We start from the raw sequence: 16,350 nt of genomic DNA on the forward strand, positions 1-16,350 counted from the left end.
ATCCTTGCAGGTAGGGCAGTCAGGCCACGATCAGCCTTCTTCTTCGTCCCGGTCGTTGATCTGATCCTCGGCTGCCTCGGAGGCAGGACGGCCACCGGGGAATTCGGGACGGGGGTGGAGATAGTTCTCCGCCACGTCGATCAGGGCGATGTCCATGAGAAAACGACGACCGAGCAGCACCGGATAGTTGAGGTGAGTACGGTCACTCAGGGTGAACTCCACGGTTTCGCGGATCGGACCCAGGGTCATCATCAGGCTGACGACTGGGCGCGACTCGCTGCCGGCGGCCTGCATGATCCGTACGCGGCGCTCGACCGGACGCTCGATCCACTCGTCGCGCACATGCTCGACGACGATATCGTTGTCGGTGAGGCCTAGCTTGAAGCGCACCCAATCCTCGCCGTCGCGCTCGAAGCGGGTGACGTCCGTGGCACTCAGCGAGGAAGTATTGGCCCCGGAATCCACCCTGGCACGCAGATAGGTGCCCACCTCCGGCAGCCCGATCCATTCGGCGCGACCTACCATCTCCTTGGAGGAGAGCACCTCGCTCAGTTCGTTGTTGCACTCGGCCGGAACCAGTACCGGCTCATCGCCGCTACGCTGCTCGAGCCGCTCGATATCGCCACGCAGATGGCGCAGGGTGATTCCCGCGTCGCGCAGTTCGTCAAGCAGCTCCGCCTGGCGGCGCTCATGCTGGGCGAAGTGAGCCTCGGTCTGCTCGCAGCTCGAGGCCATGCGTTGCTCGAGCTGCCCGATACGCGATTCGAAGAGATCGGGACTCAGAGTGGGCTCAGGCTCGGCCTGAGGGCTGGAATTGAGGGCGCATCCGCTGATCAACAACGAACTTAGCAACCAGACGACGGGGGCGGATAGCGTTCTCGGTTGCATGGGAAATCGACAGCCTCCAGTTGGGCTGCGCATTGGGCGCAGCGGCAGTGGGCTTGGCACAATCCCGGGTAACGACCGGGGTCTGGGGCGCTTGGGCAATCGCGCCGGGCATGACGGGGGATGATAAGGATTTCGAGGTGGGCTTGTCCAACATCGTAACAGATAGCTGATTTAACATAATATACATTATGCGAACCATTGGCATGCCGAGCCGCTGAGCTCGTGTGATACCGTCCGTGCCTGCCTCTTGCCTTGATATACCGGACCCGATACGCCAGACCCCGGTTGTTAGCCGGGGTCGCGGTTACTCGACCTGAGCGTAGGCCTGTACCTGTGAGGCTATCAGGCTTCGTCGGGCGGCGCGTAGGAGCCGTCCTCGCGGTGTACTTCCTTGCCGGTGATCGGCGGCGTGAACACACAGGCCAGGTGCATGGTCTTGTGCGCGCGCAGCAGATGTTCGTCGTGCTGATCGAGAATATAGATGTCGCCGGGCTTGATCGGCCAGATCTTGCCGTCGGCCAGGGTCTCCACTTCACCTTCGCCTTCGATGCAGTACACCGACTCGTAGTGATGCTTGTAGTGAATGTGAGTCTCGGTGCCCTCGTAGATCCGGGTGATGTGGAACGAGAAGCCGCCACCGTCGTTGGCCAGCACAAGTCGCGTGCTGTCCCAGGTGCCGCTTTCCGACTTGACCAGGCGGTCGGTCTTACGCGCTTCCTCGAGATTGCGAACGATCATTGCTCATGTCACTCCATACGATCCGTAGACTGGCCGGCTGACACCGCAGCCGGCCGTTTTCATTCCATTCGGCAGTAGCCGCTCAACCGAGCACTTCCTTGACGCTGGCCTCGAGAATATCCAGCCCCTCGAGCAGATCCTCGTCGGGAATCGTCAGCGGGCACAGACACTTGACCACCTCGCCGGCCTGACCGCTGGTCTCGATCACCAGCCCTTTCTCGAAAGCCCTGGCAGTGATCTTGTCGGCCAGCTCGCCGTTGCCAACGTCGATGCCACGCATCAGGCCGCGGCCGCGCTCACTGGCCTTCACGCCCTGCTCGCTGATCCAGGCGGCAATCTTCTGGAAACGATCTTCGACCACCCTGCCCTTGCGCTGAACGTCACGCTCGAAGGTGTCGTCCTTCCAGTACTGTCGCATGGCCGCCGCAGCCGTGGCAAAAGCCAGGTTGAAGCCGCGGAAGGTGCCGTTGTACTGGCCGGGCTTCCATTTATCGAGCTCCGGCCGCATCAGCACGTGAGCGAACGGCAGACCGAAGCCGGACAGCGACTTCGAATTGGTGACGATGTCGGGCGTGATACCGGCATGCTCGAAGCTGAAGAACTTGCCGGTGCGGCCGCAGCCTGCCTGGATGTCGTCGACGATCAGCAGGATGCCGTTGTCACGGCAGATCCGCTCCAGGCGCTTGAGCCAGTCGAGCCCTGCCACGTTGATTCCGCCCTCGCCCTGCACGGTCTCGACGATTACCGCCGCCGGCAGGTCCAAGCCGCTGGAGTTGTCGCCCAGCAGCTTCTCGAAGTAATCGAGGCTGTCAGCGTGCTCGCCCAGGTAGCCGTCGTAGGGCATGAAGGCACTTCCCTGCAGCGGAATGCCGCCGGTGGCCTCGCGGAACTTGCGGTTGCCGGTGGTGGCGAGCGCGCCCATGGTGACGCCGTGGAAGCCATTGGTGAACGTGACGATGTTGTGGCGCCCCTGGGCTACCCGGGCCAGGCGAATCGCCGCCTCGACGGCATTGGTGCCGGTCGGGCCCGGCAGGTGCACCTTGTAGTCCAGCCCACGCGGCTTGAGGATCACTTCCTCAAGGGTTTCCAGGTAGTCGCGCTTGGCAGCGGTCCAGAAATCGAGGCCGTGGACGATGCCATCGCTATCGAGGTAGTCCAGCAGCGCCTGCTTCAGGTGCGGGTTGTTATGGCCGTAGTTCAGGGTGCCGGCGCCGGCCAGAAAGTCGATGTACTCGCGGCCGTCCTCGTCGGTCAGGCGTGCGTTCCTGGCCTTGGTGAAAACCACCGGAAACGAGCGGGAGTAGGTTCGAACATTGGATTCGAGACGTTCTAGGGTCTGGGTCTGCATGGTGACCTCCTGTCAGATGATCAGGCGAAAGGCTGCGTGGACGACCGAGCCGCTCGGCCGTCCGGCAATGAGATGGGGATCAGATACGCCGCGTGTCGAAAGGGCCGATGCGGACGAGATTCTCGGGGTCGTGCTCACCGCCGAGTTGATCCGTCGAGAAGTATTCTCGACTGTTGAGGGGAGCCTGCCAGCGATCGGCAAGGCGGCGGAAAAGCCCCCAGGACGCCTGATTGTCTGGCGTGATGGTGGTTTCCAGATGGTACACGTCGAGCAACTCGGGGCGGCTCATGACGGCTTCTACCAGGCGCCGGGCCAGGCCGGTGCCGCGTGCTTTCTCGCCCACCGCCACCTGCCAAAGAAAATAGGTGTCCGGTGCGTTGCTCTTCACGTAGCCGGAAACGAAGCCGACGATTTCGCCCTCTTCATTGGTGGCTACGGCACAGGTATCGCGGAACTGGGTCGCCAGCAGCAGGTAGGCGTAGGCGGAATTGACATCGAGTGGCGGGCAGGACTTGACCAGCTCGTAGATGCCCCAGCCATCGTCGGGGTTGGGTTTGCGGATGAACAGCGGCGAGGCATCGCTGCCGACCACGGCATCGGCCACGCTGGGGCGAGCCAGATCGGCGGAAGGAGTGAAAGGCTGCGGTGTCATGTTCATGGTCAGGTTTCGCTGTAGCGATGTTGCTGCCAATGATAACAGGGCTTTGCGACAAATCAAAACTAGCGTTATGACTTGAGCACAGTTCAATAACAAAAAATTATCAAGATTTGCCAAGCCGTACGCAACATCTACAACGCGAAGCCGGCCTGGAAGGGATCTATCGCAAGTCTAGTCCAGGATTTCAGCGCTGCAGGAAATGAAGCGGGCCGCCTGAAAAGGCGGCCCGGTGGGTGAAGATGGGTTGCTCGTTAAGCAAATCAACCAGCCTAGCGCCTCGACAGCGTGCGCATGGTGACGAACTCTTCCGCTGCAGTGGGATGAATGCCCACGGTGGCATCGAAGTCGGCCTTGGTGAGCCCCGCCTTCACCGCAATGGCGATGCCCTGAATGAGCTCCCCCGCCTCCTCGCCGACCATGTGAGCACCGACCACCACGTCGCTCACATCGTCGACGATCAGCTTCATCAGGCAACGCTCCTCGCTGCCGGAAAGCGTATGCTTCATCGGCCGGAAATCGGTGCGGTAGACGCGAATCGCGTCATACTCCTTGCGTGCCTGCTCTTCCGACAAGCCCACCGTGCCGATATTGGGATGACAGAACACCGCCGTGGCGATGTTGCGGTAATCCATGGGCTTGGGCGGTGCCTCACCAAAATGTTGGCCGACCAGATGCATGGCTTCCGCCAGCGCCACTGGCGTCAGCTCCGGTCCTCCCGTCACGTCACCCAGCGCCAGGATGGAAGGTATGGTGGTCTCGAAGCGGTCGTTCACCTTGACGGTACCGTCGGGGTTGAGGGCGATGTCCAGCGCATCGAGCCCGACTCCCTCGAGATTGGGTTTGCGGCCGGTCGCTGCCAGCACTGCATCGACCTCCAGCGACTCGCCATTGGTCAGTGTCACGAGAAGCCCGCCCTCGCCCTTCTCGATGCTCTGGATATTGGTCTCGAAGTGCAGGTTCACGCCCTTGAGGGCCATCTGCTCACGGGTGAACTCACGCACCTCGCGGTCGAAGCCGCGCAGGAACAGCTCGCCGCGATAGACCAGGTGCGACTCGCTGCCCAGCCCATTGAAGATGCTGGCAAACTCCACCGCAATATAGCCTCCGCCCAGCACCAGGAAACGCTGCGGCATGCGCTCCAGATCGAATACCTCGTTGGAGGTCACGGCCAGTTCGCTACCGGGGAAGTCGGGTAGCCAGGGCCAGCCGCCGACGGCCACCAGAATCTTGGCGGCGCTGAAGGCGCGGCCGTCGACCTCGACGCGATGGGCATCGACGACCCGCGCCCGGCCATGGATCAACTCGACCCCGGCGTTGTCCAGCAGACGACCGTAGATCTCGTTGAGGCGCTTGATCTCGCGTACCTTGTTGTCGCGCAGGGTGGCCCAGTCGAAGCGCGGGGGCTCGGTCAGGCTCCAGCCGAAGCCACGGGCGTCTTCGAAGGCATCGTGAAAATGAGCGGCATAGGAGTAGAGTTTTTTCGGTACGCAACCCACATTGACGCAGGTGCCGCCCAGATAGCGATCTTCGGCAACGGCCACTCTGGCACCGGTTGCCGCTGCGGTGCGGGCGGCACGCACCCCACCGGAGCCGGCACCAATCACGAACAGGTCATAGTCGAAGTCTGACACGCATTTCTCCTCGTCTAGCCGGGACATGTGGCATACCCGGTCTGATCGGCAGATCATAACAGTGCAGGTGTAACCATGTAGAGCGATGCCCAATGTAGAGCGGTGCCAAGGTGCGGCTCTTGGTTGACCGACTCAGGGCATGGCGGTAAAAGATGCCCTCCCCTACTCTCTGACCTTCGGACGGACTCTGCCATGAACCAGGAAATCGACTGTCTGCTGGAAAACAACCGGCGCTGGGCAGAGCGGATGTGTCAGGAAGACGCGGATTATTTCACCCGCCTTTCCCGCCAGCAAAATCCCGACTACCTGTGGATCGGCTGCTCCGACAGCCGGGTACCGGCGAATCAGATCGTCTCGCTGCCGCCGGGAGAGGTCTTCGTCCATCGCAACGTCGCCAACCTGCTGCATCACAACGACATGAACGCCCTCTCCGTGGTGCAGTATGCCGTCGATGTGCTACAGGTCAGACACATCATGGTGGTCGGTCACTACGGCTGCGGCGGCGTGCGGGCGGCAGTGACGGGGGGCGATTGCGGCATGGTGGATTACTGGCTGCATTCGGTGCGGGAGCTCTACAGTCAGCACCGTCCTTCGCTTGCCCACTTACCGCTGGACCAGCAGGTCGATCGACTTTGCGAGCTCAACGTGCAGGCGCAGGTCAACAACCTGTGTCGCACCAAGATCGTTCAGCTCGCCTGGCAGCGCGGCCAAGAACTTTCCGTTCACGGCTGGATATACGGCCTGGGCGATGGTCGCATCGCCGATCTCGGCTGCACCGTGGAAGGACTGGACCAGGTGGCCACGCTTTATCGCATCGACCGCCTTCAGGCAACGCCTGACAGTTGCTAGGCTTTGGCTGAAGCTGACCTGCTCGAAACCACCAATACCAGGCCTTACACTCTTATTGAAGTCCCAACTATCGCCGCCCCAACGTGCCGGAGCCTGACATGCCCGACGCTCTTGCCCCGCTTCAGAAGACACACCTCGAGGCCCTGGAACGGCGCTACGCCGAGGTGATGGGCGCCTTGGGCTACGACGCCTTATTGATCTACAGCGGCCGTCCTGCCCGGCACTTCGGCGACGATCAGCACGCCAACTTCTGCAGCTACGGCCATTTTCAGCACTGGACCGGGCAAGCCGGCCTCGCTCATAGCTGGCTGCTGGTGAGGCCGGGCCAGCGCACCACCTGCTTCGTGCATGCCCCGGACGACTTCTGGCACCTGCCGCCAGGCCTGCCCGACGAAGGCTGGACCGATTACCTCGAGGTAATCAGCGGCCGCTTCGGGACACCGCCGGCGGTGAAGGCGAGCCGCCTTGCCGTGATCGGCGACGTCGACGAAGAAACCGCTCGCACCCTAGGCGCCGAGAGCAATCCCCCCGCCCTGCTGATCGCCCTGGATGAGGGCCGGGTATGCAAGAGCGAGTACGAGATCGCCTGTCTGAGCGAGGCCAACCGGATGGCGCTGTGCGGACATCGAGCCGCCAAGCAGGCGTTCCTGGCCGGCGAGAGCGAACTCGACATTCAGCTGGCCTATCTCAAGGCATCGCGACAGCGTGAAAGCGACGTGCCCTACGGCAACATTATCGGTCTCGGCGCCCATGGTGCGGTGCTGCACTATCAGCATTACGACACCGCAGCGCCGGTGTCGCGCCATAGCCTGCTGGTGGATGCCGGGCACCGTTATCGTGGCTACTGCGCCGACATCACCCGCAGCTGGCCGGGGCCGGACGCCGACCCTACCTTCGCCGTGCTGATAACGCGCATGCACGACATCAAGCAGCAACTGGTTGCCGCCCTGGCGCCAGGTGTCGAGTTCGTCGCGCTGCACCAGCGTATGCATCAATTACTGGGGGAACTGCTGGTCGAGAGCGAACTGGTCAGCGGCTCTGCCGAGGCCGCGGTCGAAAGCGGTATCACCCGCGCCTTCTGCCCTCACGGCCTGGGCCACCTGCTGGGCGTGCAGGTACATGACGTGGCCGGACGCACGAGCCGGGAGGGCATGCCCCTGCCACCGCCGCCCGAGCACCCGGCGCTGCGCCTGACCCGGGAACTGGAACCAGGAATGACGGTCACCATAGAACCCGGGCTCTACTTCATTCCCATGCTGCTCGGACCGTTGCAGGCAAGCCCTGCGGGAAGCGACGTGAACTGGTCGCTGGTCGAACGTCTGCTGCCTCATGGCGGCATTCGCATCGAAGACAACGTGGCAATCGCCTCGGACTCGGTACGCAATCTGACCTTGGAACACGAGTGAGCGACATGCGTGAACGGCAGCAAGAGGCCGACTTTACTCCGCCGCGCGGATTGAGCAATCCGCACGTTCAGACGCTGCTGCCCCGCTGCCTGCCCCGCCCTCGACTCGCCCGTGACGTCGAATCGCTCGAACTCCCCGACGGCGACTTCGTCGAACTCAACTGGATCCGGCCGAGCCCCACCAGCAGCACGGCGCCCATCCTGGTGCTGTTTCACGGCCTGGAGGGCTCGTTTCACTCTCCTTATGCCCGCTGGCTGCTGGCCACAGCCAGCCGCATGGGGTGGCGCGCGGTACTGATGCACTTCCGCGGCTGCGGCAGTCAGCCGAATCGCCTGCCGCGTGCCTATCACAGCGGCGACACCGCGGATGCCTATTGGCTGACCGCCGAGCTGTCGCGACGCTACCCTGGCGCCTTGAAAGTGGCCGCCGGCGTCTCACTTGGCGGCAATATGCTGCTCAAGCTGGTGGCGGAACAGGGTGGCAGCGGCCTCGATCTGGCCGGTGCCATCATCGTCAGCGCCCCGCTCGACCTTGCCGCCAGCGCCGACACCCTGCACCAGGGCTTCTCCCGGGTATATGAACGCCATCTGCTCAAGGCCCTGAAACGCAAGGTGGCGCCAAGACTGGTGCGCGGCGAGCTGCCGCTTTCGTTGAACGGAGAGGCACTGGAGCGAATCGACAGTCTGCGTGGATACGACGATGCAGTGACCGCCCCGCTGCACGGTTTCAAGGGCGCCGATGATTATTATCGGCGCGCTTCGGCCGGTAGGCTGCTTGGCGACATCGAACTGCCGACCCTGATCCTGCACGCCGATGACGACCCCTTCATGCCGGCCGCACTGTTCCAGCGCCTGCCACAGCCATCCGCCGCGGTGCATCTGGAAATCACCCATCATGGCGGACACGTCGGCTTCATGGAGTGGCGCAACAAGCGTCTATCGCCCTGGCTGGCCCGGCGCCTCGCCCGCGAGCTGGAAGGCTGGGCCAGCCTCGGTGACTCGTGGCGCTCGATCACCGACCACCGGCTCAGCCGATCGGACAGCTGACTCCGGTTCCCTTCAGCCCACAGTATCCGCCCGGATTCTTGTGCAGATACTGCTGATGATACTCCTCGGCCGGATAGAAGACGTCGAGGGATGCTATCTCGGTGGTGATCTGGCCACGCCCCGCCTGGGCCAGCGAATACTGATAGACGTCCCGGCTACGCTTGGCGGTCGCCAGCTGGGCATCGCTGCTGGTGTAGATCGCCGAGCGGTACTGGCTACCGATGTCGTTGCCTTGGCGCATGCCCTGAGTCGGATCGTGGGCCTCCCAGAACACCTTCAGCAGCGTCTCGACGTCCACCTCACGGGGGTCGAACACCACCCTCACCACCTCGGCGTGGCCGGTCCTGCCGGAGCAGGTCTCTTCGTAGGTGGGGTTGGGCGTCACGCCACCGGCATACCCCACCGCCGTCACATACACTCCCGGGTGCTGCCAGAACAGACGTTCGGCGCCCCAGAAGCAGCCAAGTCCAAGCACCAGCTGCTCATGCCCCTCGGGGAACGGTGGCAGCATCGAGCGACCGCTGACGGCATGCACGCCGGAAATCCGTAGCGGCGTGTCGCGCCCCGGCAGCGCATGAGTCGGATCGATATTCATGACGTTATCCTCGCAGCAACACGTTGAAGGCGCTCACTCAGCGGGCTCGAGACGTGGCGGTCGACCGGGCCGGGAGAAGATGTAAACCAGATCGACGGCCTGGGCGGCTCCGGAAACGGCCTGCACGTAGAGATTGCGCCATAGGGTATAGCGCAGCGTAAGCTCCGCAATCGGCGAGAAGATACCGACACCATAGCTGACGCGCAGATCTTCTGTCAGGTAGCCGCTCACGACCACCTGGCTGTCGTCACCGACGCCGGTCGTCTCCAGCGCCAGATCATCGATGCCAAACGCCTGGCCGATAGCACCGACCACCCCACCGGTCTGTCCCAATGCCAGGCCCACCAGGGCCGAGGTCAGCGCGCCATCCGCGTCGCCGTCCCGTGGCGCACGGCCGCGCAGCAGGTACGAAAGCGCCCGCGCTTCATCCATGGCCGGTTCGGAGAAGATCGCCAGGCTCGGCTCTGCAGCGAAGCCGGTAACGCGCAGCCCGGCAATGACGCCATCCTCGGTGATGTCGGGGTTACGTATGGCTTCGAAGTCGAGCAACGGCTGATCCGACGGTCCGCTGAACAGCAGCTGTCCCTGTCGAATCAGCAGGTCCTGACCGAAGGCGCGGAAACGACCGTCGACGAGGTTGACCTCGCCGAACAGCTGCACCGGGCCATCCTGCTGGCGCACCTGCAAGGTGCCGGCCAGGCCGGTTTCCAGGCCCGATGCGGCGAGCATCATGTCCGGCCCCAGATGCAGCTCGATACGCACGTCCAGTTGCATCCCCGCCTCGCGCAGCGCCACGGCGGCGGCTTCGTCACCGCCGGCGGTCGGCTCCAGCTCCTCACGCCGCTGGGCCCTGGCCTCGTCGCGCCGGGTGATGATGATCTCGTCGGGACTGGGGCTGACCGCTGCCGGCGGTGCCTCGCCGACCTCCAGCCGCGCCCAGGGCACCTGAACGTCGCCTCGCACGCGCAATGCCTGCGGGGTCACCCTGACGGCGATCTGTGGCGAGACGCGTAGACGACCGAACTGCGGCATGCTCACCAGCAACGGACGCCGGGTGCCGTCCAGGTCCACGGCGATGCGCCACTCGTCGAGCGAGGGCCAGCTGGCATTGCCATCGATCACCAGCCGCCCGTCGTCGCTGGCGACATAGCCCATCAGGCGTGCACTGTCGCCGTTGAATTCGATGCGAATGCGGCCGTCTTCGACGATCAGCGGCACATCCAGCCCCGAAGCGCGCAGCCCGGCCAGCTCCAGCGCACCATTCAGGCTGGGGTTGTCACTGTTTCCGGAGATCCCGACCCGGCCGGCCAGGGTACCCTCCAGCATGTCGAGCCCGGCCGCCAGCGTGCGGTAGCGAGACAGATCGAGATTGTCGACGACGAGACTGCCGTCAAGCTCCCCGCTGCCCAGCGGGTCGTTCAGATCGAGGTTCAGGGCCAACCGACCGGCATCGCCAAGGCCGAGCTCGAGGTCGAGTGCCATACGCGCCTGGTTGGCATCCAACTGCACGTCGAGGCGGGTCGCGGGCATCGACCAGGGCTGCCCATAGATATCCACCCCTGCCAGATCGAGCTGACTGGCCAGGTTCGCCTCGGCGCTCCACTGACGACCGCCCTGCCGCCAGCTTGCCTGCAGCTGCAGGTCGGTCTCGCCGCTGGCGCGCCAATCCTCCGGCAGCCACTCGTTGAACATGCTCATGGGCAGCCCGCGCACGGCCAGGCTTACCTGGCCTTGATCGGCGCCGGCCTGCAGCGTGTCCTCCAGGCACAAGCGTCCGCCCTGCTCTCGACGCAGGCAGAACGGCTGCACCTGAGCGCGGGCCGTCGCCAGGTCGAAAGCGAACGTCATGGGGTCATCGAGGCGCATTTCGCCGTAATCGGTATCGACCTCCAGCGGATCGATACGGCCGCTGTAGCGCTGACGCTCGCTGGAAAGCCCGCCCTCGAGCACGAGCGACGCACGCGACAGCGGCATGCCCCGCCCGGCAAGCGCCGTCAGTTCGGCCCGATGGGACGATAGCCGGCCGGACAGGGCCAGCGACACCTCACTGAAACGCTGGCCCCCGGCGTTGAGTCGCTCGATGGAAAGATTGCCATCGAGGGTCGGATCATCCAGCCCCTGAACGTTGGCGGTGAGCTGCAGCGCCTCGAGGCGATTTTCGGCAAACGCCAGCGTCTGGCCCCGCAGGTCGAGCTCCAGGCGCGGGCTCTCCAGCGTGCCGGCGGTGCGGAAGCGACCGCTCAGGCTGCCGCTGAGATCGTCGTGCAAGCTGCCGAGTTCGGTCAGCGAGATGTCGCCGCTGAGGTCCATGCGCTGCTCGGTGATGGCGCCGGCAGCAGTGATCCGGTTCTGCCCCTGGCGGAAATCGAACTCCTGTACTTGCCAGCGCATGTCGCTATCGCCGGCCAGGCGTGCCCGCAGCGACAGCGGCAGCTCCTGCAGCTGACCGTCGATGACCAGCCGCGGCACCCGCAGCTGCCAGCCCGCTTCGGTCTGGCTGAAGGCGAGGTCTAGATTGCCGCTGAGGCGCCCCTGCATGGCATCGGTGAACTGGCCGGGGTCGAGATTGTCGAGGCGCACGGTGGCATCGAGCGCCAGGCCGTCATGCCATTCGATGCGGCCGCGGCTGACCACCGAGGCATTGCCGAGACTCAGGGAGAGCGGGGTCCAGGCGAAGTGCTCCAGGTTGCCGCTACCGGTCAGGGCTATCCGGGTCAGCGGCACCTCCGGCCCCTCGAGCCGTGCCGAAAGTGCCGCGCTGTACTGATCGAGAGTGCCCAACAGGCGCAGGTCGAGATCCTCGATCACATAGGGATCGTCGAGCGCCTCCCCCTCTTCGGCGAAGGCGGCCGCCATCGGCAGCGGCCACTGCAGGAATTCGCTGCTCATCCTGGCGGAGAACGGCACTTCAGGATCTAGCACATCGGCCTGAGCGGTCAGTCGAGTATCCACCGGGCCGCGCGCCAAGAGTTCGGCATCGAGCTCGGCCAGCGTGCCGTCGAGCCTGAGGTCGAGCCGCTGCCCGGCCAGTTCGGGCATCAGCTCCGGCAACCAAAGCGCGGCCTCCAGCCGCGCCTGGAGCGGGTAATCGTCACGCAATTCGATGCGCGCGCCGAGCCTGACGTCGGCGTCCAGGCTGGCGGCTTCCAGAGCGACGATCTCGACCACCTGGCCGCTGGCCTCGAAGGCCAGGGTGAGATGGCGCAGGTCATAATCGAGCGGTCCCCGCAGCTCGACGCCATCGAGATGGATACGCGGTGCCGCTATCGTCAAGGGCAGGACGATTTCCGGCAGCGCAATGCGCTCGCGCTGCGCCAGTGGCACTTCGGGCTCACCTGCCTCGGCCGGCACCGGTGCCGGCCCAATGGCCTCAGCGGCGGCCAGTGCCTGAGCGCTCAACGCCGGTGTGCCTGCTGGCGCCTCCAGCGCCAGTTGCTCGGCCCCGCCCGCTGGCAGGCTGACCTGCAGCCGCTCCAGCCGTGTCGGCAACAGCGTCAGCCGTTCGCCCTCGGCCTCGATGCCGGTGTGCAGTCTGTTCCAGCCAACTTGGGTACCGTCGCCCAGCCGCAGCGCTACGTCTTCTATGACCAGCTCGGGGGCCGCGATGTCGAGCGGGAAGTGGAACAGCGCCGGCGCCGTGGCCGCCGGCAGCTCATCGGGGGGAGCATCCGCTGCCGGCGGAGCGGCTACCTCGTCCGCCCTCTCCTCCACGGCTTCGGGATTGGTGGGCAGCGTCACGTCCAGGCCTACGGCTCGTGAAGTGCTGAGCTGCAGTCCTGAGCTCTCGGCCAGGGCGGCGGTACTCAGCTGAGCGAGTTCCACATGCGTGCCGTCGGCCAAGCTCACCTGGGTATCTACCAGCTCCAGTTCCCGCACCTCCATCGGAAAAGGTAAACGGATCGGGTCGCTGGCCTCAGCCTCGTCCTGGGCCACTGCGGTGGACGCATCGTCAGGGGCCGGTCCCGGCTGCAGCCGCACACGCCCCCCGTGCATGGCCAGACGCTCGATACATAGACGCCCCCGCAGCAGGCAATCGTCCGCCCAGGCCAGCTCGAGGCGCTCGGCAGCAATGTCGACAGACCCCGCCTCGATCTGAAACCCGTACAGCACGAGGCGGTCCAGTGGAGCCCCTTCGACACGCTCCAACTGGTAGAAACCGCGCTTGGCCCCTTCTTCGAGCAGCAAGCCGGCTCCCCAGGGGGACAGTGCCAGACCAAGCGCGAGAAAGAGCATGCCGATGGCCACCAATGGCAGCACGATCAGCAAACGGAGCAGCGACCACAGCAACAGACGCATTCTCAGAATTCCGGGCCGATGGCGAAGTGCAGACGCCACGAGTTCTCCTCGTCATCGAAGGGGTGAGCGATATCGAAACGTACCGGCCCGACGGGGGAAATCCACCTGACGCCGAGGCCGGCACCGGTGTTCAGCGTTTCCGGCCACCAGTCATCGAACGCATCGCCGCTGTCGATGAAGGCGGCTCCCCACCAGTTGCCGGTGACACGCCGCTGGAGCTCGACGCTGCCGACCAGCATCTGCTGCCCGCCGCGTATCAGGCCCTCTTCGTTACGTGGTGCCAGGGTCTCGAAGCCGTAACCCCTTACCGAACGGTCGCCGCCGGCAAAGAAGCGCAGCGAGGGCGGTATCTGGGAGAAGTCATCGGTTTCGATGGCCCCCACGCCGAGTCGGGTGACGAAACGCAGGTTCTCGCCCAGCATGCGGATCCATTCGGTGTTGCCCGTCATGCGCAGGAAGTCCGCATCGGAGCCCCACACGCTGTCCGAATACTCGAAGGTGATGCGCTGACGATCGCCCCAGGTGGGAAAGCGGGGATCGCGCGTGCGGGTGCGCGACCAGCTCACCCCCGGGTAGTAGATGAAGACGCTTTCCGCCTCGCCTCCCTGGGTGAAGTCCTCGAAGGTGGCACGCACGAACAGCGTCTGCACCCAGCGATTGTCGAATTCCCAGCGTCGTGCCGCTTCGATGGTGGCCTCGTTGGAACGCGTGTCCTGATTGTCGCGATGGCGTAGGCCGTACTGGAAGCGATACTGATCTCGCAGCGGGTCGTCGAGCGGCAGCAGATAGGTGCCGGTGAACCGCTGCTCCGGCTGTGAAACGAACAGATCGTGCTCGAGGCTATGCCCATAGCGGTTGATCCAGGGCTGATTCCAGCCGAAATTCAGACGTGGCCCCACATCGGTGGCATAACCGATGCCCGTTTCGAACTGATGACGATCAGCCGGAGCCAGGGAAACGTCGATCGGCATGCTGGGCTGCTCCGGCGCGTGCAGCCGCGCAACGGCAGCCAACGCCGAAGCAGAGAGCCGGGGGCCGGTCGCCAGTGCGGTCCGCGTCGAAGGCACCTGTGGCAACGCGGCCTCGCCCTCGGTCGCCACGGCATTCCACCAACCCACGGTGGGCGGCGCCAGGGCAAGCTCGCGACGGGCATCGAGCCGTGGTCGTACGCTGACGGAGCTGAACCAGTTGGTCTGGCCGAGCCGCTGGGCATAGAGCGCCACCTGACCGGCCAGATAGGGCTGGCCGGGCTCGAAGGGCGCGATGTTGCGCAAGCGATCCTCGACGATATGGTGGCCACGAATGGTGATGTTGCCGAAAGTGTAGCGTCGACCGCTGTCGAGAGTGAGGTAGAGACGGGCGCTCTCGTCGAAGGGGCGCACTTCCATGCGGCGGTCGGTGAAGGACCAGTCGAAGTAGCCCCGTTCCAGGGCGAGGTTGGCCAGCCGGTTGCGCATGCGATCCCAGGGGGCATGCACCAGGGGATCACCCACCTGGAGAGGCAACGCATCCACGGTGGTGCCAAAAGGCTCGTCGCGTGCGGCATCACCCTCGATGCGCACTTCGAGTACCTGCACGACGACCTGCGGACCCGGATCGATGGCCAGCTCGACATAGCGCGGCGGCTCCTGTTGGTCGAGACGGGGGCTTATGCGCGGCTCGTAGTAGCCGTAGACGCGCATGGCCTCCCGCGTACGACGCACCACCACGCCTTCGAGGCGTCGGCGGTCGTACTGAGCGGCCTCCAGTTCGCCGAGATAGTGACGAATGTTCTCCGCAACCGGATCCGTCACACCATCGATTCGTGCCTCGAGTGCCAGCGCTCCATGCGCCATGCCAAGACACAGGGCCGCCGCCCCCATGCGTGAAATCACGCCTCTTCCCATATTCACGGCTTCCCGTCTTGACTACTGCCGGCCTGCCATGGCCCCGGCGATCCTACCGTAGGGCCTCCAGCCCAGCGCTCAGCGACAGCTGCTCCTGACGCAGCTCGCGCAGTTCCGAATCGATGCCTGCCAGCCTGGCGCGCAGCTCATCGACGGCCTGAGAGGTTTCAGCGCCTTCGGCGACCGCCTCGATGTCGCCGGCCAGCGTTTCGAGTCGCTCCTCCAGCGCGGCCTCCCGAGTCTGATGGGTTTCCTCCAGTGCGGCAAGCTGCTGCTCGACGAGCTGCTGGACATGCTCGTCCAGGGCTGCGAGTCGCTCATCGAGCGATGCTCTCACGCTCTGCTGCTCCTCGGCCAGCGCCTCCTGCACGCTTTGCAGCTCCTCGATATGTTGTACAACACTTTCATCGCCTTCGGCCAGTGCATCGATTCTTGCCGCCAAAACTTCACGCCCCTCTTCGCCTGCTCGCTCGAGCGCATTCAGCGATGAGCGTACCGCGCCGAGCAGCGCTTCGCGATCTTCGGCCTCGCTGACCATTCGTTCGACGTTGGTGGAAAGCTCATCGACCACGCTGGCAATGTCGTCGATGCGCTCATCGATGGCCTCGAATCGCGAACCGTCCCGCTCGACGACCTGCTGTACGTCGACTTCCAGGCTGGCCATGCGTGCGACCAGGGATTCGGCATGGTCCATGCCTGCCGAGAGACGCGACTCGAGACGCTCGAATCGCTCACCACGACCCTCCTCGGCATCGAACCGGGCATGCACGTTGGACATCTCGGCGCTGATCTGCTGCATCTGCGCATTCATTCGCTCCCGCTCCTGCCACCCCAGCCAGCTCACCCCAGCCAGCATGACCAGCAGCAGCAACACGACCAGCTTGAGCGGCCACAGGCGAGGCTGGGGCATCATCGGGCGTCGCGGCCTTGTCAGGCTGGAATCGGGATCGGGCACGATGGGACGTCGCTCGGAAGGACGCGCTTCGGGCATGTCGAACTCCTTGTTGGC

The 16,350-nt window shown here is 64.5% G+C and carries 12 protein-coding genes; 3 read left to right on the top strand and 9 right to left on the bottom strand.

Going from position 1 to position 16,350, the window contains the following annotated elements; translation table 11 throughout:
- Positions 1 to 30: 30 nt before the first annotated feature.
- The 5 genes from HOP53_RS04210 to gorA all read right to left on the bottom strand — a co-directional run bounded on the left by HOP53_RS04210 (position 31) and on the right by gorA (position 5,263).
- Complete coding sequence (locus HOP53_RS04210; RefSeq protein ID WP_479688666.1) at positions 31 to 735, bottom strand: ATP-dependent zinc protease family protein; 705 nt, start codon at positions 733 to 735, stop codon at positions 31 to 33.
- 495 nt (positions 736 to 1,230) lie between these two features.
- A complete protein-coding gene (locus HOP53_RS04215) occupies positions 1,231 to 1,626 on the bottom strand; it encodes an ectoine synthase (RefSeq protein ID WP_234268835.1) in 396 nt (131 codons plus the stop codon).
- Between the two features lie 82 nt (positions 1,627 to 1,708).
- Complete coding sequence (gene ectB / locus HOP53_RS04220) at positions 1,709 to 2,974, bottom strand: diaminobutyrate--2-oxoglutarate transaminase (RefSeq protein ID WP_234268836.1); 1,266 nt, start codon at positions 2,972 to 2,974, stop codon at positions 1,709 to 1,711.
- Between the two features lie 79 nt (positions 2,975 to 3,053).
- Positions 3,054 to 3,632 (bottom strand): diaminobutyrate acetyltransferase, encoded by a 579-nt coding sequence (ectA, locus tag HOP53_RS04225; RefSeq protein ID WP_234268837.1) that lies wholly within the window; start codon positions 3,630 to 3,632, stop codon positions 3,054 to 3,056.
- Between the two features lie 269 nt (positions 3,633 to 3,901).
- Positions 3,902 to 5,263, bottom strand: coding sequence for a glutathione-disulfide reductase (gene gorA / locus HOP53_RS04230; protein ID WP_234268838.1), 1,362 nt, complete (start codon positions 5,261 to 5,263; stop codon positions 3,902 to 3,904).
- A gap of 192 nt (positions 5,264 to 5,455) precedes the next feature.
- Between gorA and can the strand changes: the two genes are divergently transcribed.
- From can to HOP53_RS04245, 3 genes are all read left to right on the top strand, one after another.
- Entirely contained in the window at positions 5,456 to 6,112 is a 657-nt protein-coding gene (gene can, locus HOP53_RS04235; protein ID WP_234268839.1) for a carbonate dehydratase, read from the top strand.
- Positions 6,113 to 6,210: 98 nt separating this feature from the next.
- Positions 6,211 to 7,518, top strand: a complete 1,308-nt coding sequence (gene pepQ, locus HOP53_RS04240) for a Xaa-Pro dipeptidase (RefSeq protein ID WP_234268840.1) — start codon at positions 6,211 to 6,213, stop codon at positions 7,516 to 7,518.
- A 5-nt stretch (positions 7,519 to 7,523) separates the two neighbouring features.
- Positions 7,524 to 8,564 carry a hydrolase gene (locus HOP53_RS04245; RefSeq protein ID WP_234268841.1) on the top strand — a complete coding sequence of 347 codons (1,041 nt, stop codon included), beginning with the start codon at positions 7,524 to 7,526 and terminating at the stop codon, positions 8,562 to 8,564.
- Here the strand turns inward: HOP53_RS04245 and msrA are convergent.
- From msrA to HOP53_RS04265, 4 genes are all read right to left on the bottom strand, one after another.
- Entirely contained in the window at positions 8,545 to 9,159 is a 615-nt protein-coding gene (gene msrA, locus HOP53_RS04250; protein ID WP_234268842.1) for a peptide-methionine (S)-S-oxide reductase MsrA, read from the bottom strand. The two genes, HOP53_RS04245 and msrA, sit on opposite strands and share 20 nt — an antisense overlap.
- A gap of 33 nt (positions 9,160 to 9,192) precedes the next feature.
- Positions 9,193 to 13,455, bottom strand: a complete 4,263-nt coding sequence (gene tamB / locus HOP53_RS04255; protein ID WP_234268843.1) for an autotransporter assembly complex protein TamB — start codon at positions 13,453 to 13,455, stop codon at positions 9,193 to 9,195.
- A gap of 2 nt (positions 13,456 to 13,457) precedes the next feature.
- Positions 13,458 to 15,329: an autotransporter assembly complex protein TamA gene (tamA, locus tag HOP53_RS04260; RefSeq protein ID WP_338073288.1), complete on the bottom strand. Its 1,872-nt coding sequence runs from the start codon at positions 15,327 to 15,329 to the stop codon at positions 13,458 to 13,460.
- Positions 15,330 to 15,393: 64 nt separating this feature from the next.
- Positions 15,394 to 16,332, bottom strand: coding sequence for a coiled-coil domain-containing protein (locus tag HOP53_RS04265; RefSeq protein WP_234268844.1), 939 nt, complete (start codon positions 16,330 to 16,332; stop codon positions 15,394 to 15,396).
- Positions 16,333 to 16,350: the final 18 nt, after the last annotated feature.

Source organism: Billgrantia ethanolica (genome assembly GCF_021404305.1).
Taxonomy (GTDB): Bacteria; Pseudomonadota; Gammaproteobacteria; order Pseudomonadales; family Halomonadaceae; genus Halomonas; species Halomonas ethanolica.